Source organism: Kineosporia babensis (genome assembly GCF_021129305.1).
GTDB classification, from domain to species: Bacteria; Actinomycetota; Actinomycetes; order Actinomycetales; family Kineosporiaceae; genus Kineosporia; species Kineosporia babensis.
On the sequence record NZ_JAJOMB010000005.1, the window covers coordinates 164,148 to 185,651 of the forward strand.

Sequence of the window (21,504 nt, forward strand, 5' to 3'; positions counted from 1 at the left end):
TCACCGGCCGGAGTCGGTCGACCAACTCTTCACCTTTTCTCCCAGCATCAACGATGCCTTGTCCCGGGGCGTTCCCGCACGGCCGGATCGGCCGCAGGGTCCTCTCCCGTCCCGTCGTCACCGGCCCGGCCGCGGCCCGCGAAGGCAGGACCGGCCAGAAACCAGATGAGCACGATCATGCCGAGCTGAAGCAGTGTGGACCAGTAGGGGTGCTGAGCAGCTTCGTCGAAACCCTGGGGCACGCCGTGCCCTTCCGCCAGGATCATCAGGCCGAGACCCACCGCGGCGATCACCGCGGTGAGCACGACCCGGGCCCATTCCACCCACAGCGCCCGGACCGCGGCCCGCGAACCCTTCGGCGGTTTCACCGGACGCGGGCCGCCGGCGAAGCGGTGCTGGAACCAGGCGTCCGCCCAGCTGATCGTGCGGTGCCCGAAAGCGACGGTGAAGCCCAGGTACACGGCGGCCAGGGCATGAGCCCGGGAGGGTTCGGCACCGCGGGCGATGTCGATCGTGACGAAGGCCAGCAGGGCCAGGTCGACCAGCGGGACACAGGCCAGGACGAAGGTGCTGAGCCGATTGCGGCGCAACAGGTAGCGCAGCAGCAGCCCGCCGAGCAGGAAGACCCAGAAGCCGATCTCCGCGGTCAGGATGGCGACGATCATGGCTGGTCCCCCCGGAGACGGTCGACGAACGTGGTGACGGTGGCGCGGATGTCCTCGACCTCGAGCAGGTGGGGCGCGGTCAGCCGGCGCATGGCCAGGCCGTCCAGGACGACGCCGAGGTCACCGGCGGTGCGCTCGATGTCCAGGTCCGCACGGGCTGCGCCGGTCTGGACCAGGAACTCCAACAACTGCCGGTAGGTGTCGTGCAGCAGATCGGCGGTTTCCCTGGCCACCGGCCGCAGCGCCGGGTGGACCATCGCCTTGCTCACGAACTGCAGGCTGACCAGGAACAGCTCGGACTGCTCGGGCGACATCGGCTGGGTCTCCAGAAGCACCGCCACCACCCGGGCCCGGGCCTGCCCGGGTGAGAAGCCCCGTCCTTCATCGGCCGTTGTCGTGGAGCCGAAGGCCTCCGGAGGCTGGGCCAGAACCCGCTGGACCCGCTCGGCGACGATCCGGAACAGCTCGCGCATCGCGAACTCGTGCAACTCGTCCTGGGTGCTGAAGAAGTGCCGGACCGAGCCGGTGGCCAGGCCCGCCTCGGCGGCCACGGAACGCACCGAGGCCGCCTCCAGACCGCCCCAGCGCATCAGCCGCCACACCGCGTCGGCCAGCAGCCGACGACGCTCCCCGGCGTCGATCGTCCGTACCATGTACTCAAATTAACACGGGCGTACTAGTTTGAAATCCGCAAGCATTTCGCCCATCGGCGCCGGATTTGTGTCGCACGACTCATTGACGTGACGAATGACGCGGTCGGGGCACGCCGGATCCGACGTGACCCCCCACCACAGTGATGACAGGATGGCAACAGGCTCACCGGCAACCAGGGCGCCGGTGGCGTGTGAACGCGAGGGAGCACCCAGGTGTCCGAATCCGGACCCGGCCAGACGCACGACGTCGTGATCCTCGGAGGCGGCAGCGGCGGTTACGCCGCGGCGCTGCGCGCTTCCCAGCTTGGCCTCGACGTCGTCCTCATCGAGCGGGACAAGGTGGGTGGCACCTGCCTGCACCGGGGGTGCATCCCGACCAAGGCGCTGCTGCACGCCGCCGAGGTCGCCGACTCCGCGCGGGAGAGCGAGCGCTTCGGGGTCAAGGCGTCGTTCGAGTCGATCGACATGCCGGGCGTGAACAAGTACAAGGACGGCGTGATCGGCCGCCTCTACAAGGGTCTGCAGGGGCTGATCGCCGGCTCCCGGATCACCTACGTCGAGGGCGAGGGCCGGCTGGTCGCCAAGGACACCGTCGAGGTGGCCGGCACCCGCTACACCGGCCGCAACGTCGTCCTGGCGACCGGCTCCTACGCCCGCACGCTGCCCGGTCTGGAGATCGGCGGCCGGATCATCACCAGCGACCAGGCGCTGACCCTCGACTTCACCCCGAAGAGCGTGGTCGTGCTCGGCGGTGGCGTGATCGGCGTCGAGTTCGCCAGCGTCTGGCGCTCGTTCGGGGCCGAGGTCACCGTCGTGGAGGCCCTGCCCCGGCTGGTCCCGGCCGAGGATCCCGCCGCGTCCAAGGCCCTGGAGCGGGCCTTCCGCAAGCGTGGCATAGCGTTCAGGACCGGGATCCGGTTCGCCGGGGCGCAGCAGGACGACGACGGGGTCACGGTCTCGCTGGAGTCCGGCGACACCCTGCGGGCGGATCTCCTGCTGGTCGCGGTCGGGCGCGGCCCGAACGCGGACGGCTTCGGCTACCAGGAGGCGGGGGTGACGATGGACCGGGGTTTCGTCCCCACCGACGAGCGGCTGCGCACGAACGTGCCCGGGGTGTTCGCGGTCGGCGACATCGTCCCTGGCCTGCAGCTCGCGCACCGCGGCTTCGCCCAGGGCATCTTCGTGGCCGAGGAGATCGCCGGGAACAACCCCGCCCCGCTGGTCGAGTCGGGCATCCCCCGCGTCACCTACTGCGACCCGGAGGTGGCCTCGGTCGGCCTGACCGAGGCCCAGGCCCGGGAGCAGCACGGCGAGGACGTGCAGACCTACGAGTACAACCTGGCCGGCAACGGCAAGAGCCAGATCCTGGCCACCACCGGGTTCGTCAAGCTGGTCCGCCGTAAGGACGGGCCGGTGCTGGGTGTACACATGGTCGGCGCACGGGTGGGTGAACTCATCGGCGAGAGTCAGCTGATCGTCAACTGGGAGGCGTTCCCGGAAGAGGTCGCCCAGCTGGTGCACGCCCACCCCACGCAGAACGAGGCCATCGGTGAGGCTCACCTCGCCCTGGCCGGTAAGCCCTTGCACGCCCATGCCTGAGAAGCCGGTGCAGACCTTGCCGGAGGGCCGCGCAGCGACCCGTCCGGCATAGTTCGTGCCGATTGGGCCTACAGATGTACCCGCTCTCCCAGCACCCTGAGCGGTTGACCGAGACAGCGCCACGGCGGTTATGACGCCGACGAACCACAAAGGAGAGCGGAGAGCAGATGTCGGACTCCGTGCAGATGCCCGCACTGGGTGAGAGCGTCACCGAGGGGACCGTCACCCGGTGGCTCAAGCAGGTCGGCGACCGTATCGAGGTCGACGAACCCCTGCTGGAGGTGTCGACCGACAAGGTCGACACCGAGATCCCCTCGCCCTTCGCGGGTGTGCTCGAGCAGATCCTGGTCTCGGAGGACGAGACCGTGGACATCGGCGCACAGCTCGCGATCATCGGCGACGGCTCCGGCGGTGGCTCGGCCCCCGCCGCGGCGGCCCCGGCCCAGACGGAAGCCCCCGCCCAGCCGGCTCAGCCCGAACCCCAGCCGGAGCCTGCTGCCCCGGCCTCTTCCCCGGCCCCGGCCGGCGACGCCGAGGGCACCACCGTCTCGATGCCTGCCCTGGGTGAGAGCGTCACCGAGGGCACCGTCACCCGCTGGCTGAAGCAGCAGGGCGAGTCGGTCGAGGTGGACGAGCCGCTGCTCGAGGTCTCCACCGACAAGGTGGACACCGAGATCCCCTCGCCGGTCGCCGGTGTCGTGCAGAAGATCCTGGTCAACGAGGACGAGACGGTCGAGGTCGGCGCCGCCCTGGCGATCGTCGGCTCGGGCACCCCGGCTCCGGCCGAGACCAAGCCGGAACCCAAGCCTGAGCCTCAGCCGAAAAGCGAGCCGCAGGCTGCTGCCCCGGCTCCTCAGGCGGCCCCGGCGCCTGCTCCGGCCCCTGCCCCGCAGGCGGCTCCGGTAGCCCAGGCCGCTCCGGCTCCGGCCGGTTCCCCGGCCGCTGCCAACCCGGCCGCCGCCAGCGAGTCGAACGGCTCGTCGGACAACGGCCCGGGCTACGTCACCCCGCTGGTGCGCAAGATGGCCGCCGAGCAGGGTGTGGACCTGAGCACGATCACCGGTAGCGGGGTCGGCGGCCGGATCCGCAAGCAGGACGTCATCGACGCGGCCAAGGCCAAGCAGGCTCAGCAGCCCGCCGCCGCCCCGGCCGCTGCGGTCGCCGCGTCTGCTCCTTCCGGTCAGTCCGCCCCGGCGGCGCCGAAGCAGATCCAGGTCTCGGAGCTGCGGGGCACCACCGAGAAGATGACCCGCCTGCGCAAGGTCCTGGCCAAGCGCATGGTCGAGTCGCTGCAGACCTCGGCGCAGCTGACCAGCGTGGTCGAGGTGGACGTCACCAAGATCGCGCGGCTGCGGGACCGGGCCAAGGGCGCGTTCCTGGCCCGCGAGGGCGTCAAGCTCTCGTTCATGCCGTTCTTCGCCCTGGCCGCGATCGAGGCGCTGAAGCAGCACCCGAAGCTGAACGCCAGCATCGACGGCGAGAACGTGATCTACCACGGTCAGGAGAACCTGGCCATCGCCGTGGACGCCGAGCGGGGTCTGACCGCGCCGGTCATCCCGAATGCCGGTGACCTGAACATCGCCGGTCTGGCCCGCAAGATCGTCGACGTGGCCGAGCGCACCCGCACCAACAAGCTCAGCCCGGACGACCTGTCCGGCGGCACGTTCACGCTGACGAACACCGGCAGCCGCGGCGCCCTGTTCGACACGCCGATCCTGTTCCCGCCGCAGACCGGCATCCTCGGCACCGGTGTCGTGGTCAAGCGCCCGGTCGTGGTCAAGGACACCGACGGGGTGGAGAGCATCGGCATCCGCTCGATCGTCTACCTGGCGCTGTCCTACGACCACCGTCTGGTCGACGGGGCCGACGCCGCCCGCTTCCTGGGCACGATCAAGGCCCGGCTGGAAGAGGGCGCGTTCGAGGGCGACCTGGGTCTGTGACCAGTCGCTGCTGAAGGCACGACTCGCAAGGCTCGACGTGCGGCCGGTGCTCAGCCCTACGGGGCAGGGTGCCGGCCGCACGGCTTTTGCCTTCCCGGCCGGGTGCACCGGTGCTGGCCCGAACCTGTGCTCGGAGCACGCACCGGACACGGCTCGCCGGGCCGTCGGCCTCTTGCCGGCCGAAGCTTTCGGGTCCCGTATGGTCACCTGATCGTTCTCAGCATCGTTCTCAGCGCGCCCGAACATCCTGGACACGGCACTCTGGGCGGGTCACGGCCTGTCCGCGGAACGGAGATGACACCTCATGAAGGTCGCAGTGACCGGTTCGAGCGGGCTGATCGGCTCGGCCCTGGTGGAGCGCCTGCGAGCGCGCGGCGACGAGGTGGTCAAGCTTGTGCGCCGGAGCCCGCAGGCCCCGGACGAGATCCGCTGGGACCCGGCCGGCGGGAGCGTCGACCTGGAGGAGCTGGAAGGCGTCCACGGGGTGGTGCACCTGGCCGGCGCCGGGGTGGGCGACCACCGGTGGACGGCCTCGTACAAGCGCGAGATCCGGGACTCGCGAGCGCTGGGGACCCGGACCCTGGTACGAGCCCTGACCGCGTTGGAGGCCCGGCCCTCGGTTCTGGTGAGCGGTTCGGCGATCGGCTTCTACGGCGATCGTGGCGACGAGATCCTCACCGAGCAGTCGGCCCCGGGTGAAGGTTTCCTCACCGACGTGGTGGAGGTCTGGGAGGCCGAGGCAGCACCGGCCGCGGATGCCGGGATCCGGGTGGTGCATCCGAGGACGGGGCTGGTGATCGCCCAGGACGGCGGCGCCTTCAAGCAGTTGCTGCTGCTGGCCAAGCTGGGTCTGGCGGGCCCGATCGGCAGCGGACGTCAGTGGTGGAGCTGGGTCACCCTGCCCGACACGCTGGCGATTCTCGAGCTGATGCTGGACAGCGACCTCAGCGGACCGGTCAACCTGGTGGGACCGGTGCCGGCCCGCAACATCGACGTGATGAAGGCCCTGGCCAAGGCGGCACACCGGCCCGCAGTGGTGCCTGCCCCGGCGTTCGCGCTGCGGGCCGTGCTCGGCGAGTTCGCCACCGAGGTGCTGGCCAGTCAGCGGGTGGATCCGGGCAAGCTGCGCACCGCCGGATTCCGCTGGGAGCACGACACCTTGGACAAGGCAGCGGCCTGGGCCTACGGCCGCTGATCGGTCGCCTTGTCCTGGCTGCGGGCGGGTCACGTCTCGGTCCTGATGTCGTGCACCCGCCACCGGTCGGCGCCTTCGGCCGGACGGCCGGACGCACGCAGGGTGAACACCATGACCGCCGGTTCGGTGGCGGGGACGCCGGCGGCGTATCCCCCGCTGACCCGGACCTGCCGGTGCGCTGTGGTGCTGACCACCGCAGATACTTCCGCCGTGTCGTCGTCCAGCTCGAGCACCTTGACCTTCGTGATCCGGTAGTCGAGCTCTTCGAGGCGATAGCCGCTCTCGCGCAGACGTTTCAGGAGCCCCTGGTCGGCCCGGTCGGCGGGCGAGCCCGGTTCGTCGGCCAGCGCCAGCCGGCCGGGTGAGACCATTTCGAAGGCCTGTGCCCGCGCCCGGGCGATCCGTGCGAGCGTCTGGGCGAACTCGGCACCCCGGTCTTCGTCGGCCCGGCTTTGCGAATCCGGGCTCTGTTTCGTGAGCTTCTTGTTCTCCGGCGACGGTTCAGATACCGGGCCATCCACTTCAGATGCTTCACCACCCGCCGAAGCCCCCTTCTCCGCAGGGTCCGCCTCATTCGCTGGATCAGGCGAATCGGCCTTCCCGTCCACCACCCTCGGTGAGACCTGTACGGAACCGCCGCCACCCGTCCTCGACTCTTGCGAGAACCACCACCCCACGCCCGCTGTCACCGCCCCCACCAGCCCGATGGCCCCGAGCAGGAGCAGCAACCTCCAGACCGGAACCGTGCGCCGGGTGAGCGACTTCGGCCTGACCGCCATCCCTGTCTCACCGTTTCCCAGAGCCGGATCGGCGCTCAGGAACCCATGCAGGTTCCCCGACGGCTCCACCTCTGGAGCCATCGGAACCCTTCGGGTGGTGCGCATTTCCATTGCCGGGAATCTGCCGGCCGCCGCTGCCCCGCCCACCGGGCGCTCCAGCCGGATCGGTATCGGATGCGCCGAACGCCAGGCCAGATCTGCGAACTCGGACAGACCGGGCCGATCGTCCGGATCGCGCGACAGGCTCCGGGCCAGCAGCCGACGCAGTTCGCTCGGTTGTTCGCTGAGCACCGGTGCCGTCTCCGGCGGAGCGCCGGTCAGGGCGAACCAGCAGCAGGCCGCGAGTGCCCACAGGTCCGCCGCGCGTAGCACCTCGGCCGGGATCGGGCCGGACCTGATTGCCGCCGTCAGCTGCGGATCGGTGAAACCAGGTGTGCTCCAGACATCCTCGTTACGTTCACTGAGGACGCGGGCAACACCCAGATCGCCGAGTTGCGGACAGCCGGCGGCATCGAACAAGAGGTTGCCGGGCGAGACGTCCCCGTGAGTGAAGCCGCTCTGGTGCAGATGGTCCAACGCGGAAACGATCGGAATGGCGAGCGTGACAACCTCTTCCGCCAGAAGCCGACCGCGCGCGGCAACGAGCGCGGCCAGGCTGCCCCCAACCGCGAGATCGAGCACCAGAGCCAGATTCTCGTCGGGCAGGGCGACCACGCGGCGCAACCGGACGATGTGCGGATGCTCGATGCGGCTCCGCAGCGATGTCTCGTAGTCAGTCCCCGTCCGCGAGCCCGCCGAATGCCCCTCCCCCACCATGCTTTCGCTTTCCGGATGGCCGCGCCGACGGCCGATCTTCAGGGCTACCTCGTCGCCGGAGATCAGATCCTCGGCCCGCCAGACCTCGCCATGGGCGCCGAAACCCAGCAGTTCGTACAACCGGAAACCGGGTACGTCCGGTGGCGGCGCGGCCGGCCCGTCGAACTGCGTGAGATCCATGCCCACACTGTGCCGCGAACCACCGACAGTCCGTTTTGGTTATCCACAGGGTGGGTTATCCACAGATCGGCGTTGTCGCTCTTGCCGGAGCCACCGAACCTGACATGCTTCGAACTGCAAGCGCAGCAGCGTTCGAGCGCACCGGAGGCAGTCGTGACCGAGCAGAGCCGACCAAGCAGTGCCGCGCCCCGCGAACTGCCTTCGGCGGCCGACGTCGTCGTGGTAGGAGCCGGCCTGGCAGGACTGGCCTGTGCCCGCCAACTGGCCCGCCGGGGTATCGATGTCGTGGTTCTGGAGGCCGCCGACGAGCCTGGTGGTCGCGTACGCAGCGACGTGGTGGGCGGTTTCGTCTGCGACCGTGGCTTCCAGCTGCTGAACCCGGCCTACCCGGAAGTTCGGCGGGTACTCGATGTCGGTGCGCTGCGGCTGCAGTCGTTCCCGGCCGCTGTCGTGGTGGCCGGAGCCGACGGTCGTCAGACTCTGGCCGATCCTCGTCGATCGCCCGGTCTGTTGCCGGCCACCGCCGCCGCCCTCTTGCGCGAGGCCTCCGGATCGTGGCGCGAGCAGGCCGCTTTCGTACGGTGGGCGCTGCGAGCGGCGCGCGAACGGCCCCGGAACATCCTGGCCAAGGCCGATCTGCCCTGGGGCGAGGCACTGGCCCAGCAGGGGGTCGAGGGTGAGCTCCGGCAGCGGGTGGTCACGCCGTTCCTGGCCGGGGTGCTCGGCGAGGAGGACGGCGCTTCTTCGCACCAATTCGTGCAGTTCCTGGTGCGGTCGTTCGTCCGGGGTACGCCCTCGGTGCCCTGGCGCGGGATGCGCGCCCTGCCGGAACAGCTGGCCGCACAGGTGCCGGGTATTCATTGTGGTGTCCGGGTGGAGTCAACCGGGCCGGGCCTCGTGCGGTCCGACGCCGGGGAGATCCAGGCCCGCGCAGTCGTGGTGGCCACCGATCCCAAGACCGCCACCAGGCTGCTCGACCTCCCGCCGGTGGAGTCACGGGGGCTCACCACCTACTGGCATGTAAGCCCCGAGCCGCCTACCCGCTCGGGCGCGCTGCATGTCGACGGTGATCGCCGCGGGCCGGTGATCAACACCCTGGTGATCAGCAACCGGGCCCGCAGCTACAGCCCGGACGAGCGGGCCCTGATCGCCACCACCGTGCTCGGCGGCGATCCGGACCTGGCCACCGAAAGAGCAGTGCTGGCTCAGCTCGCGCTGATCTACGACCAGCCCACGCACTGGTGGGAGCTGATCCGGCGGGACGCCATCCCCCAGGCCCTCACCGCGATGCCGGTGCCCTTGGAGATCCGGCGGCCGGTGTCTCTCGGCGAGGGGATGTTCGTGGCCGGGGACCACCGTGACACCGCATCCATCCAGGGCGCCCTGGTCTCGGGCCGTCGCACCGCCGAGGCCGTCCTGGCAGAACTGGGGCTACCAGCCGTCCCTCGAGAGCCCCTGCCGGCACGATGAGGACCGGCCGACGCTTGACCAAAAGCAGCGCAGCACCAGGCCCAATGGCGGAACCACGCACCAAGCCTGGGGCAGGACGGCACCGGGCCAAGGACAAGGTGGTGCTGGGGCAAGGACAAGGTGGCGCTGGCCAGCAGATTAGGTGCGGTGCGAGGGCAGTCGCTGGTTCCTCGGCCGGACGGCCGGGATCGACGCTACCGGCTACTCCACCACCATGCGACGCACGAGCCCGTCGCGGAACGAGTACCGGTGCCGAATTTCCTGGCGCTCCAGGATCATCTCTCCGCCCAGGCCGCGCACCTCCTGCTCCACCACGGCCACGAGCTCGTCATCATCGGCACCGGGCTCGAAGTCGGTGGGAACCACCTGGGGATCCGTGACGGCGAGCTGCCCGCGCCAGTACTCCCGGATCTCGTCCTTGCTCGTGAGTACCTTCTGGTTCGGCACATCCGGCCATTCCACGTCGTCCGTCATCATTGACAGCAGCCCATCGAGATCCCGGCCGTTGAACCGGCGGTATGCGTCGATGAGCAACGCCTTGCGCGCGTCCATGGTCATCAAGCCTAGGGGCTGGCGGACGACCCTCCGGCCACGGCGACCGGCCACGGCGACCGGCCACGGCACTTGTGGCCGCTCCCCTGAGCGGGCCACGTCGCTGGTGCCCCTGCTCACAGCGCACCGGTGCGTCTGTCATCGGCATCCGGCGTACCCTCGGCGCATGGGTTCGCTGCGGATCGAACATCTGGGCTTCGGTGCCGATGCTGTCGAGTACACGGCCGGCTGGGAACGCCAGCGTCAGGTCCACGCCGAGGTCGTGGCCGGGGCCGAGGACACCGTGCTCCTGCTCGAGCACCAGCCGGTCTACACCGCCGGCAAGCGCACCGAACCGCAGGAACGGCCGGTCGACGGCACTCCCGTGGTCGACGTGGACCGGGGCGGCAAGATCACCTGGCACGGTCCGGGGCAGTTGGTCGGCTATCCGATCGTGCTGCTGGCCAAGCCGGTGGACGTGGTCGCCTACGTACGCCGCCTGGAGCAGGTGCTGATCGACGTGTGCGCCGAGGTCGGCGTGCACGGCACCCGGGTGGACGGGCGTAGCGGAGTCTGGATCCCGGCCGGCGCCGGACGCCCGGAGCGCAAGCTCGCGGCCATCGGCATCCGGGTGGCCCGGGGCGTGACCATGCACGGCTTCTCGCTGACCTGCGACTCCGACCTGGGGGCGTTCGGGCAGATCATCCCGTGCGGCATCGCCGACGCCGGGGTGACCACGCTGAGCGCCGAGGCCGGGCGCACCGTGTCGGTGCAGGAGATCGTTCCGCTGATCGAGGCCGCGCTGCCCAGCCACGACCTGCCCGGGCACCACCACCAGCGCCGGCGCCCCGCTCCCCGCCCGGCTGCCACCAAGGCCGAGCCCAAAGCCGAAACAGAGACCAAAACCGAGGCCAAGCCCCAGCCGGGTCCGATCGAAACCGTCAGCGGCGCGATCAGCGACCTGTCCCGGCAGCTCAGCCGGAGCAACTAGGGACTGCTGCGGATCCTGGCCCGTAGCGAGGAGGTGGCCGGTGAGGCCCTCGCAATGGCTTTGCGTGGGGCAAAGCCGGACGCGTCCAGCCGACGTCCCGGGCGCCCCGCAGTAGGCAGAGATCCGCAGGGCAGGCCCTAACCGCTTCACCCGCACGTAAGGGGAGAGCCGCAGATCAGCGGCCCTCCCCTTCGTCATGTCCACCCCAGAATCCAGAGCAACGGACGCTTGTCGGCCCGCCTCTGGATGTCAGCACACCTCGTCGCTATCATCGGCGCATGGCGATACCAACCGGGCTGACCAATGCTGATGCCCAACGCAGCAGTAGGGCCAGCGCCAACCCGCCCGAGGGCGACGAGGACGTGACGGCGGCGGCCTTCCTCTTTCGCACCCTGGGCGATCCCACCCGGTTGCTGATCCTTCGTCACCTGGCCCGGGGCGAGCACCGGGTGGTCGATCTGATGTCGCACCTGGGGCTGGCCCAGTCCACGGTCTCCGGGCATCTGGCCTGCCTGCGTGACTGCGGTCTGGTGCGGTCCCGGGCCCGCGGCCGGGCCTCGCTCTACTCCCTGGCCCGCCCCGAACTGCTCGACCTGTTCGACGCCACCGAATCGTTCCTGGAAGCGACCGGCGAACGGGTGGTGCTGCACCACACCGAGGTCCGCGCCCGCACCGGCCACGAGCACGGCACCGGGCACGACCATCACGCAGGGCACGAGCACAGCGCCGCTGATGACATCGGCGAGGCGTCGACGGCCGAACCTCACCGCCCGCCGAACCACCGCCGAGCCCAGCACCCCGGTATGGAACTGGGGCACGAGAAGCCGGAGCCCCAGGCATGACCCCGGCCCGGAACGAAGAATCCGGCCCGGCCGACCACGTCGAAGCACCCCACGAGCACGACGAACACAGCCACGCGCACGACGAACACAGCCACGGAAACCACGACCAGCCTGCAGAACCCCCCACCGGCCGCCCCAAGAGCCTGACCTGCGCCCCGCACGAAGCCCAGGCCATCACCCCCAGAAACCTTCAGGCCCCGTGCGCCCCACCGCTCTCCCGTCAGGCCACGAACACCGCCTCCCACGAAGCGGGCCACGGCCACGGGCACGGCCATTCGCACGACCTCCCCCAGGGCCCGGGCGCCCGCAAACGTCTCGCCGTCGTCCTGGCCATCACCCTCTCGGTGATGCTGGTCGAGGTGGCCGGGGCCGTGATCACCGGCAGCCTGGCCCTGCTGGCCGACGCCGGCCACATGCTGACCGACGCCGCCGGTCTCACCCTCAGCCTGGTCGTCGCCATCCTCGCCGAGCGCCCACCCACCGCCCGCCTGACCTGGGGCTGGAAACGCGCCGAGGTGCTCTCCGCCGCCCTCCAGGCCACCGCCCTGCTCGCGATCGGCGTCTACATCCTGGTGGAGGGTGTGCAGCGGCTGATCGACCCGCCCGAAGTAGCCGGTCCGGGCATGATCGTCTTCGGCGTGATCGGCCTGGCCGCCAACGCCGTGGCCATCCTGATCCTCACCCGCGGCGGCGTGCACGAGCAGAACATGAACACCCGGGCCGCCTTCCTCGAGGTGATCAACGACGCCCTCGGCTCGGTCGCCGTCCTGGTCGCCGCCACCGCGATCTGGCTCACCGGCTGGCACCGGGCCGACGCCGTGGCCTCGATCCTGATCGGCACGCTGATCCTGCCGCGCTGCTGGCTGCTGCTGCGCCAGGCCGTCACCGTGCTGCTCGAGGCCACCCCCGGCACGGTCGACCTGGAAGAGGTGCGCACCCACATCCTGGCCGTGCCGCACGTGCGCGGCCTGCACGACCTGCACGCCTCCACCGTGGCCACCGGCCTGCCGATCCTGTCGGCGCACGTGGTGGTGGAGGACGGCTGCTTCCTGGACGGGCACCTCACCGTGATGCTCGACGAGCTGCAGCGCTGCCTGGCCGGGCACTTCGACGTGGAGCACTCCACCTTCCAGTTCGAGGCCGCCACTCACGCCGACCACGAGCACCCCACCCACGCCTGAGCACGCAGCCGGCGCCCGGCCAAGCCGCAAGCACCCCCAGCCGGCCACGTGATAGCGCCCACGTCCACGCCTGCCCGGAATGAGTCACCCACCCTCGGACGCTTAGAGTGGACAGCGGCAACGGCGGCCGACCGCCGTCACGCCCAAGAGCCACGAGCACGTGAACGGCGGAACCCGCCGCGCACGCCGACCCGGACCTGATCCCGGGCCCGGGAGATCCCAAGGGAGCACAGGTGACGATCGCACCGGAGGGCCGGCGGCTGCTGCGGGTCGAGGCCCGTAACGCCGAGACCCCGATCGAGCGCAAGCCGTCGTGGATCCGCACCACCGCGAAGATGGGCCCGGAGTACACCTCCCTCACCGGCCTGGTGAAGAAGGAGGGCCTGCACACGGTCTGCCAGGAGGCGGGCTGCCCCAACATCTTCGAGTGCTGGGAAGACCGCGAGGCCACCTTCCTGATCGGCGGCGACCAGTGCTCCCGGCGCTGCGACTTCTGCCAGATCCACTCCGGCAAGCCGCAGCCCCTGGACACCGACGAGCCGCGCCGGGTGGCCGAGAGCGTGGCCACCATGGGCCTGCGCTACGCCACCGTGACCGGGGTGGCCCGCGACGACCTGGACGACGAGGGTGCCTGGCTCTACGCCGAGACCATCCGGGCGATCCACAAGGAGTCCCCCGACACCGGCGTGGAGATCCTCACCCCCGACTTCTCCGGCAACCCCGAGCTGCTGCAGCAGGTCTTCGACGCGCAGCCGCAGGTGTTCGCCCACAACCTGGAGACCGTCCCGCGGATCTTCCGCCGGATCCGGCCCGCCTTCAAGTACGAGCGCTCGCTCGAGGTGCTCCGGCTGGCCCGCAGCAAGGGCCAGGTCACCAAGTCCAACCTGATCCTCGGCATGGGCGAGACCCGCGAGGAGATCTCCCAGGCCCTGGCCGACCTGGCCGAGTACGGCTGCGACCTGATCACCATCACCCAGTACCTGCGGCCCTCCCCGCTGCACCACCCGGTCGAGCGCTGGGTCAAGCCGGAGGAGTTCGTCGAGCTGAAGCAGGAGGCCGAGGAGCTCGGCTTCGCCGGTGTGATGTCCGGTCCGCTGGTGCGCTCGTCCTACCGGGCCGGCCGGCTCTGGGCCCAGGCGATGAGCAAGCGCGGCGAGCAGATCCCGCCGAACATGGCCCACCTGGCTCAGGAGACCACCGCCCGCCAGGAGGCCACCAGCCTGCTGAGCCGACCGTCACACTGACACCCGCCCGGGAAGTATTCTTCGCTCATGGCTCGCAACAACCCCTCACAACCCGTCGACCCGGAGAAGATGGGCCGGTTCGCCCAGTTCCGCGCGGTGTTCAGCATGCTGCGCAAGGCCGACCCGATGGCGGTCGTCTGGATGCTGGTCGCGCTGGTCGGCCTGACGGTCGCCGGTGTCCTCATCGGTATGGCCCTGGGACACCCCATCTACGTGGGCATCCTCGGCTTCATGGTCGGCCTGCTGGTGGCGATCATCATCATGGGCCGGCGGGCCGAGCGCGCCGCCTACACCCAGATCGGCGACCGTAAGGGCGTGGTCGGCTACGCGCTGAAGGGCCTGCGGCGCGGCTGGAACGTCGAGGAGCAGCCGGTCGCGGTCGACCCGCGCAGCCAGGACCTGCTCTTCCGGGCGGTCGGCCGTCCGGGTGTCGTCCTGGTCACCGAGGGCCCGATGCCGCGAGTGGCGAAACTGGCCGAGACCGAGCGCAAGCGCACCGCCCGGTTGCTGCCGGAGGTTCCGGTGATCGTGGTGCACGCCGGTGAGGGCGACGGCCAGGTCCCGATGCAGAAGCTGGTCCGGCACCTGATGCGCAAGCGCCCGGTGATCTCCAAGCAGGAGGTCTCCGAGGTCAGCAAGCGGCTGCGGGCGCTCGGCAACGCCCGCCTGCCGATCCCCAAGGGCGTCGACCCGATGCGGATGCGGCCCGACCGGCGCGCCACCAAGGGCCGCTGAAACCAGAGCCATCAACAAAGGACGCTCGCGAGCCTCACGCTCGCGAGCGTCCTTTGGTTTGGGGTCGAGCGAGGTTTCCGAACAGACCGTTCGGCGCAAAGCGCCTCAGGTGCGCACGACCACCGAGCCGGAGAGCAGGTCGTGCAGGCCGCGGCGGTCGGCGTCCCAGCCCATGGTCACCGGGGGGATCACCAGGACCAGCAGGACGGCCCGGATCAGGCTCTTGAGCAGACCGATTGGCCCGCCGACGCTGACCCGCTCGACCCGCATCCGCAGCACCCGCTGGCCGATCGTGTAACCGGCGGTGCCGACCAGCAGGAAGTTCATCACCAGCAGCACGCCCACCGGGATCATCGACCCGGCGGTGCCCGGCGCCGCGATCTCCGGGAAGAAGCCCCGGGCGATGACCAGGCAGATCACCCAGTCGACGAGCACGGCGGCGAACCGCCGGCCGGGGCGGGCCAGCGAGCCCTGACCCTCCTCCGGGAAGCCCAGGCGCTCGCCCGGGTACCCGGAGGCACCCGTCACCGCCTCGGGACCTTCGAGCCACGACCCGACATCACGCCTGTTCACCACGCCACAAAGGGTACGGCCCCGCCACCACCCGGCCACCCCCGCACCCACGCCGGCGCACCCGGGTGCGCAGATCGTCCATTTGTATTTGCCCGCTACCACGACTCGCGGGCTCAGGTAAAAGTGAGAAACCTGCCATCCACTCGCAATTGTTTCCGGCTTGTCACAAGTCCATTTCCTGGCGATGACAAGAAGTCCCGGAGAGTCACGAAAGTGACCGACAGGCACCTATTTCGAGGCACTGAAACGTCTGGTCGATCTTGCTCCGACCGGTGAACACAACGCCCTGCCCGAGCGGTAGGGTCTGCCTCAGTAGCCCCGCGATCAGCGCCGATCGCAGAGCTGGACACGACGGGGGTACCGCCGTAATCGCCGCGAATTGTCCGGAACACTCGTTCCGGCGCAATTGGCAGCGGTATCAAGCGGTGCACCGCCGCTGGTTTCCGCCCTTGTCACCGCGACCGATCCCCGACCGTGGAGGTTGGATGTTCAGCAACGCCGAAGAGGTCACCAAGTACATCGCGGAGAACGACGTCAAGTTCGTCGACGTCCGGTTCTGCGACCTGCCTGGTGTGATGCAGCACTTCAACGTGCCGGCCTCCACCGTCAACGAGGACTTCTTCACCGACGGCCAGATGTTCGACGGCTCCTCGATCCGCGGTTTCCAGGCGATCAACGAGTCCGACATGAAGCTCATCCCGGACCTCGACACCGCCTACATCGACCCGTTCCGGGTCGAGAAGACGCTCAACATCAACATGAGCATCGTCGACCCGTACACGAACGAGCCGTACAGCCGCGACCCGCGCCAGATCGCCAAGAAGGCCGAGGCGTACCTGAAGTCGACCGGCATCGCGGACACGGCGTTCTTCGCCCCCGAGGCCGAGTTCTACATCTTCGACGACGTCCGGTTCATCACCTCGCAGAACCGCTCGTTCTACGAGATCGACTCGATCGAGGCCGCCTGGAACACCGCGCGCGCCGAGGACGGCGGCAACCTGGGGCACAAGACCCCGTACAAGGGTGGCTACTTCCCGGTCCCGCCGGTCGACCACTACTCCGACCTGCGCGACCAGATGGTCCTCGCGCTGGACGCCCTCGGTCTCGAGGTCGAGCGCAGCCACCACGAGGTCGGCACCGCCGGTCAGGCCGAGATCAACTACCGCTTCGACAGCCTGGCCAAGTCCGCGGACAAGGTCATGCTGTTCAAGTACGTGATCAAGAACGTCGGTCACGCCGCGGGCAAGACGGTCACCTTCATGCCGAAGCCGATCTTCGGTGACAACGGCTCGGGCATGCACTGCCACCAGTCGCTGTGGAAGGACGGCGCGCCGCTGTTCTACGACGAGAGCGGCTACGGCGGCCTCTCGGACATCGCGCGCTGGTACATCGGCGGCCTGCTGCACCACGCGCCGTCGCTGCTGGCCTTCACCAACCCGACGGTGAACTCGTTCCACCGCCTGGTGCCGGGCTTCGAGGCGCCGGTCAACCTGGTCTACTCGGCCCGGAACCGCTCCGCCTGCGTGCGGATCCCGGTCACCGGCTCCAACCCGAAGGCCAAGCGCGTGGAGTTCCGCGTGCCGGACCCCTCGAGCAACCCGTACCTGGCGTTCTCGGCGATGCTGATGGCCGGGATCGACGGCATCAAGAACCGGATCGAGCCGCCGGCCCCGGTCGACAAGGACCTCTACGAGCTGCCGCCGGAGGAGCACGCGGGCATCGCGCAGCTGCCGGCCTCGCTCGACGAGGCGCTGGACAACCTCGAGAAGGACCACGCGTACCTGGTCGAGGGCGGCGTCTTCACCGAGGACCTGATCGAGACCTGGATCGAGTTCAAGCGCACCGCCGAGATCGACCCGATCCGGCAGCGCCCGCACCCGCACGAGTTCGAGCTGTACTACGACGTCTGATCGTCGCCCAGCACGAATCCGGCCGCCGTCCTCACACACGTGGGGGCGGCGGCCGTCTTTTTGCCAAGCCTCGTTCGCAACAGGTCAAGGGAAAAAGTTGCGCAGCAGTGTTACCTTGGAACCGTCGCAGCTGAAGACTGCTGCCGATGGGTGCGCGGAGCGCGCTCGGGCCCGAAGGCTGGAGGACCTGATGACTGGATTCGAGCACGGCGTCCCCACCGACCTGCCTACCGAGGAGCAGAAGTCCTACCGCAGCCACGCCGAGGTGCTGGACATGCTCGGACTGCCCCAGACCCCCGAGGACGAAGGCCTGCGATCCACGCCCGTTACGGCGGATGAAGACAGCGTCGTAGGTGCTCGGGTACGCGAGGCCCGCAGCCGTGCCCGCCTGTCGGGATCCGCTCTCGGGGAGAAGGTCGGCCTGGCCCGGGACCAGATCAGCAAGATCGAGAACGGCCGCCGCCGACTCAACGGTGTCGAGGCACCTGCTTTCGCCCGCGCGCTGGGAGTGACACTGGGCTGGCTCCTCGGGCAGGACGAGTCACCGCGCATGGCATTGGCGCACCGGCTCTCACGAGGTGCGAACGGCGAGGAAGCCGCTCCGGACGGATTGCCGGCAACCCAGACGCGGGCGCTGACCGTTCTGGAGGCTGACCGCATTCTCTCTGGGATCGTGCCGGTTCCCCCGGCCCGCGTGAGCACTGCTGGCCGAAAGCTCATGACCGAGGCCAAGGCCGAGTTGCCCACGCATCCTCACGACCGTGCCCATGCCCAACGGGAAGGTCGCGAGCTGGCGTTGAAGGTGCGCCGCGAGCTGGAACTGGGCTCCGACGAGATCGGCGATCTCCCCGCTCTGATCGAGGCGAACTTCGGGGTGGATGTCGTCTTGTCCCCGATGGGCACCGCTGTGGACGGGCTCTGCGCCCACAGCGGCGACCAGGCCTTGATCATCGCGAGCACCGACTTCACGGAAGAGCATGTGCGGTTCACTCTGGCCCACGAACTGGGCCACCACATCGCAGGCGATCCCCGTGACCTCATCGCCGAGGACAACGCTCAGATGTTCTCGTCAGACAGCATCGAGCGCCGGGTCAACGCGTTTGCTGCTCACCTGCTGATGCCCGTCGTAGGAGTCAAACAGGTACTCGCTGACAGCGGCCTGACTCCTGATGAGTTGGCCGCCGGGGGTTTCCGGGCCCAGCGGGTTCTGGGCCGTCTGATGCAGCGCTTCAACGTGTCGCTGGCAGCCCTGCTCGTTCAGCTGGAGGAGATGCGCGAACTCACCCATGACGATGTGAATCGCCTGCGCGGAGAACTGCAGGTCACACGGGTCGAGCCCTCCATGGCCCGGCGGCGGCTGTCCCGAAGCATTCCGCCGGTCGGAGCGCCTCTGACCGAGTCCGCCTGCGGTGTCGTCCGTCCGCCCGAGCGGCTGCTCAACGCAGCCCTCGACGCGGCCCGCGATCGGCGAACGGGTACGAGAATTCTGGCGGCGCTGCTGGAGCGAGAAGACGACGAGGCCTTGCACAACGAGGTCATGGCCGTCGCCGATGAGGCCGGCGCACGAGAGGCGGCGAATCCTGCCCGTCCAAGCCGTCCTCGCCGTCGGGCGAACCGCGGGTGAGGCCGGTCCCTGCACCACCACCGGCCGAGCCTCCCGAGGCCGAGGATGCCGAGTGGGTATGGGTCCTCGACACGTCGGCACTGATCTCTGCTGCCGTCTGCCCTGAACTCGACCAGCAGATCACCTTGGCCATCGGCAACGACGACGTGATCCTCCTGGAGGAGGTGATCGATGAGCTGACCCGCCTCGCCACACTCCGCACCGACATGGCGCCATTCGCAGCCTTGGCGCTGAAGAATCTTGGCCCGTTGAGCAACACACGCTTCGGCCCTCTGGTCCCGGGACTGAGGTCAGTGGCGCGGGCGGATGTCTACAAGGTGCAGCAACGCATCGCCGATCCTGCGCAGCCAAGGCATGACGACGAGCATCTGGCCGAGTCCGTCGCCATCGCCCTGATGCAGAAGGCGATGGACGGGGGCTCCCAGAAGCAGTACATCTTCCTCACCGAAGACTTCGAGGCCCGGGCGGCAGCTTTCGCCATGGTCAGGATCTGTTTTCCCTGGAGTACGCCGCGGCTGCTGTGGGAGCGCGTGGACGCCGAGGAGTTGGGGGCGGAGCAAGCGGCGGCCATCGCAGCTCAGCTGAAGGCAGCCGGACGGTGCGGGGACATCAGCCTGCGGGAGTTCGAGGGCAGCACCCCGAGGGGCCTCGGACGTGCCGGTCAGCCCTGATCCTCCCCGAGCAGGCGGGGGCGGCGGCCTGCGTTGTGCCGGGATCTTAGGGTCGCGGGCCTGGAGGTCTCGGTCACGCCGGGGCCCGGCCGCCAGTCGCGACACACCTCTCGAGGCATCTTGGGCCACAATCGGCAGGTGACCAACGCCCTGGATCCTCATCCGCTGGTCTGGGAGAGCCGCGTACGTGGGAGCCTGCTCGGCCTGGCCCTCGGCGAGAGCCTGGCCTTCAGCCAGCCCTCCGACCAGCCTGACGCCCCGATCCTGGCCGGGCCGTGCACCCAGCTGGCGGCCTTCACCGTGGAGGGCACGGTGCGGGCGGCGCTGCGCTCACTGCACAAGGGGGCATGTCATCCGCCGTCGGTGCTGTGGTCGGCCTACTGCCGCTGGGGCCGACTCCAGGAGCTGCTGCCTGAGGCGTCGATGGCGCTGGACGGGTGGCTGGTCACCGTGCCGGTGTTGCGGGAGAAGCGTGGAGACGCCCCGGCGACGGTCAGCTCGATGCTGGACACCGGGCCGGGCAGCCGGGAGGCGCCGACCAACGGCAGCATGGGCTGGCACGCGCTGGTCCGCGGCCTGCCCTTCGCCCCGCTGTCCGGGCAGGCGCACTGGTCCGACGTGCAGATGGCAACGGAGTGCGCGGCCCTGACCCACGGCCATCCCCGGGCCTGGTCGTCGGCCGCGGCCGGGGTCCGGCTGCTGAACCGGCTACTGGCCTCGTTCACCGGGCAGGAGGACCTGCCCGCGGTGGTCACCGAGGCCCTGCCCGAGCTGGACGAGGACGTGGCGGCCGGGCTGCACACAGCTTTGTGGGCGGCCAGCACCCGGCCGGGAGAACGCGAAGTGCTGTTCAGCATCGCCGGGGACAGCACCGCGCCCTCCGTGCTGATGGGTGGCGTGTACGCGGCCGCGAGCTTCCCCGGGCGCGGAGGCATCTACCAGGCCATGCGATTCGCGGGCACGGCCAAGGAACCGCAGGGAGTCTCGGCGATGGCCGGGGCGGTGCTCGGAGCGATGCACGGGGTAGAGGTGTGGCCGGCCGGGGTACTGCTCCGGCACGAGCTCACCTGGGTGCTGGACACGCTGGCCCGGGACTTCGTACGTCAGCTCACCGCCAACCCCGGCGGCAGCGCCAACCGCCCGGCCAACGACCCCCGCTGGAACGAGCGCTACCCAGGCTGGTGATCAGCCGTGCCGTAGCTCGTCCCGGGCCTGGGCGAACCAGCGCTGCCCAGGCCAGCGCCACAGCAGCCGGATCGGAGCCGGCAGCTCGGCCAGGATGCTCTGCTTCTCCTGCTCCGTGGCGTCCTCCAGGGCGAAACCCAGCAGTACCAGCGCCAGCTTCGGGTTCTTCACCGCCATCCCGGAGCGGGCCCGTTCGTTCAGCGCTTCCCATTCCGCCGGGCTGACGTTACCCGGCACCAGCGGCAGCAAGTCGCGCTCCTCGTCGGCAAGGTGCTCGTCCAGCGCCGCCGAGGCCTGGGCCAGCACGTCGGCAAGTTCGTCCCGGGCCGGCCCCGCGGCACTCCCCCGCCAGCCCGCGTTCAGCGTGTTCACCTGGTTCAGCAGGTTTTCCAGACGCTCGTGCTGCGACTCCATCCGCAGCACGATCTCGGAGTCGGTGCTGATCACCCGCTGCAGCATGATCGGCCAGAGCAGGTCGTCCTCGGCCTCGTGATGGTGGTGCAGAGCGCCGACCACCAACTGCAGGTGCGCTCCGACCAGCTCGGCGCGGCGCCGGTCGCTGTCGGCCACGGCCCGGATGATGCCGGGCAGGATCCGGAACTCGCGGCGGTAGATCTTGTGGGCGAACACCATTTCCCAGGTGTCCACGGTCTCGGTACTCGTCGTCATGCCCTCAGGCTGCCGAGCCGTCCTTGCAGTCTTCTTGCAACCGATACCATC

General features: G+C 69.6%; 18 protein-coding genes and 1 pseudogene. 13 read left to right on the forward strand and 6 right to left on the reverse strand.

Annotated features, from left to right (window positions below):
• Nucleotides 1-47: 47 nt before the first annotated feature.
• Together LR394_RS11735 and LR394_RS11740 are read right to left on the reverse strand one after the other, a co-directional pair.
• Nucleotides 48-665 carry a hypothetical protein gene (locus LR394_RS11735; RefSeq protein WP_231440902.1) on the reverse strand — a complete coding sequence of 206 codons (618 nt, stop codon included), beginning with the start codon at nucleotides 663-665 and terminating at the stop codon, nucleotides 48-50.
• Nucleotides 662-1,318: a TetR/AcrR family transcriptional regulator gene (locus LR394_RS11740; protein ID WP_231440905.1), complete on the reverse strand. Its 657-nt coding sequence runs from the start codon at nucleotides 1,316-1,318 to the stop codon at nucleotides 662-664. Before LR394_RS11740 ends, LR394_RS11735 begins: the two co-directional genes overlap by 4 nt.
• A gap of 213 nt (nucleotides 1,319-1,531) precedes the next feature.
• Here LR394_RS11740 and lpdA point away from each other — a divergent pair, with 213 nt between their 5' ends.
• From lpdA to LR394_RS11755, 3 genes are all read left to right on the forward strand, one after another.
• Complete coding sequence (gene lpdA, locus LR394_RS11745) at nucleotides 1,532-2,917, forward strand: dihydrolipoyl dehydrogenase (protein ID WP_231440907.1); 1,386 nt, start codon at nucleotides 1,532-1,534, stop codon at nucleotides 2,915-2,917.
• A gap of 167 nt (nucleotides 2,918-3,084) precedes the next feature.
• Nucleotides 3,085-4,857, forward strand: coding sequence for a 2-oxoglutarate dehydrogenase, E2 component, dihydrolipoamide succinyltransferase (gene sucB, locus LR394_RS11750; RefSeq protein ID WP_231440909.1), 1,773 nt, complete (start codon nucleotides 3,085-3,087; stop codon nucleotides 4,855-4,857).
• A gap of 304 nt (nucleotides 4,858-5,161) precedes the next feature.
• Nucleotides 5,162-6,052 (forward strand): TIGR01777 family oxidoreductase, encoded by an 891-nt coding sequence (locus LR394_RS11755; RefSeq protein WP_231440911.1) that lies wholly within the window; start codon nucleotides 5,162-5,164, stop codon nucleotides 6,050-6,052.
• A gap of 29 nt (nucleotides 6,053-6,081) precedes the next feature.
• On the opposite strand, the gene LR394_RS11760 is transcribed toward LR394_RS11755, so the two are convergent.
• Complete coding sequence (locus LR394_RS11760) at nucleotides 6,082-7,827, reverse strand: protein kinase domain-containing protein (protein WP_231440913.1); 1,746 nt, start codon at nucleotides 7,825-7,827, stop codon at nucleotides 6,082-6,084.
• 153 nt (nucleotides 7,828-7,980) lie between these two features.
• Between LR394_RS11760 and LR394_RS11765 the strand changes: the two genes are divergently transcribed.
• The gene (locus tag LR394_RS11765) at nucleotides 7,981-9,297 is read left to right on the forward strand and encodes an NAD(P)/FAD-dependent oxidoreductase (RefSeq protein ID WP_331283059.1); all 1,317 of its coding nucleotides are present in this window, start codon (nucleotides 7,981-7,983) and stop codon (nucleotides 9,295-9,297) included.
• Between the two features lie 201 nt (nucleotides 9,298-9,498).
• On the opposite strand, the gene LR394_RS11770 is transcribed toward LR394_RS11765, so the two are convergent.
• Nucleotides 9,499-9,849: a nuclear transport factor 2 family protein gene (locus LR394_RS11770; RefSeq protein ID WP_231440918.1), complete on the reverse strand. Its 351-nt coding sequence runs from the start codon at nucleotides 9,847-9,849 to the stop codon at nucleotides 9,499-9,501.
• 166 nt (nucleotides 9,850-10,015) lie between these two features.
• Here LR394_RS11770 and lipB point away from each other — a divergent pair.
• The 5 genes and pseudogenes from lipB to LR394_RS11795 form a co-directional block, all read left to right on the forward strand.
• Nucleotides 10,016-10,738: pseudogene (gene lipB / locus LR394_RS11775) on the forward strand (lipoyl(octanoyl) transferase LipB); the annotation flags it as partial.
• A 359-nt stretch (nucleotides 10,739-11,097) separates the two neighbouring features.
• The gene (locus tag LR394_RS11780) at nucleotides 11,098-11,661 is read left to right on the forward strand and encodes an ArsR/SmtB family transcription factor (RefSeq protein WP_231440921.1); all 564 of its coding nucleotides are present in this window, start codon (nucleotides 11,098-11,100) and stop codon (nucleotides 11,659-11,661) included.
• Complete coding sequence (locus LR394_RS11785; RefSeq protein WP_231440928.1) at nucleotides 11,658-12,842, forward strand: cation diffusion facilitator family transporter; 1,185 nt, start codon at nucleotides 11,658-11,660, stop codon at nucleotides 12,840-12,842. Before LR394_RS11780 ends, LR394_RS11785 begins: the two co-directional genes overlap by 4 nt.
• A gap of 233 nt (nucleotides 12,843-13,075) precedes the next feature.
• The gene (gene lipA / locus LR394_RS11790; RefSeq protein ID WP_231440930.1) at nucleotides 13,076-14,086 is read left to right on the forward strand and encodes a lipoyl synthase; all 1,011 of its coding nucleotides are present in this window, start codon (nucleotides 13,076-13,078) and stop codon (nucleotides 14,084-14,086) included.
• Between the two features lie 27 nt (nucleotides 14,087-14,113).
• Nucleotides 14,114-14,821, forward strand: coding sequence for a DUF4191 domain-containing protein (locus tag LR394_RS11795; RefSeq protein WP_231440932.1), 708 nt, complete (start codon nucleotides 14,114-14,116; stop codon nucleotides 14,819-14,821).
• Between the two features lie 105 nt (nucleotides 14,822-14,926).
• On the opposite strand, the gene LR394_RS11800 is transcribed toward LR394_RS11795, so the two are convergent.
• Nucleotides 14,927-15,397, reverse strand: a complete 471-nt coding sequence (locus tag LR394_RS11800) for an RDD family protein (protein ID WP_231440934.1) — start codon at nucleotides 15,395-15,397, stop codon at nucleotides 14,927-14,929.
• Between the two features lie 482 nt (nucleotides 15,398-15,879).
• Here LR394_RS11800 and glnA point away from each other — a divergent pair, with 482 nt between their 5' ends.
• The 4 genes from glnA to LR394_RS11820 all read left to right on the forward strand — a co-directional run bounded on the left by glnA (nucleotide 15,880) and on the right by LR394_RS11820 (nucleotide 20,784).
• On the forward strand, nucleotides 15,880-17,304 hold the full coding sequence (glnA, locus tag LR394_RS11805) for a type I glutamate--ammonia ligase (protein ID WP_231440936.1): 1,425 nt from the start codon (nucleotides 15,880-15,882) through the stop codon (nucleotides 17,302-17,304).
• A 190-nt stretch (nucleotides 17,305-17,494) separates the two neighbouring features.
• A complete protein-coding gene (locus tag LR394_RS11810; RefSeq protein ID WP_231440939.1) occupies nucleotides 17,495-18,928 on the forward strand; it encodes a helix-turn-helix domain-containing protein in 1,434 nt (477 codons plus the stop codon).
• A gap of 125 nt (nucleotides 18,929-19,053) precedes the next feature.
• A complete protein-coding gene (locus LR394_RS11815) occupies nucleotides 19,054-19,599 on the forward strand; it encodes a hypothetical protein (RefSeq protein WP_231440941.1) in 546 nt (181 codons plus the stop codon).
• Between the two features lie 138 nt (nucleotides 19,600-19,737).
• Nucleotides 19,738-20,784, forward strand: a complete 1,047-nt coding sequence (locus tag LR394_RS11820; RefSeq protein WP_231440943.1) for an ADP-ribosylglycohydrolase family protein — start codon at nucleotides 19,738-19,740, stop codon at nucleotides 20,782-20,784.
• On the opposite strand, the gene LR394_RS11825 is transcribed toward LR394_RS11820, so the two are convergent.
• Nucleotides 20,785-21,453, reverse strand: coding sequence for a hemerythrin domain-containing protein (locus LR394_RS11825; RefSeq protein ID WP_231440946.1), 669 nt, complete (start codon nucleotides 21,451-21,453; stop codon nucleotides 20,785-20,787).
• Between the last annotated feature and the right edge of the window lie 51 nt (nucleotides 21,454-21,504).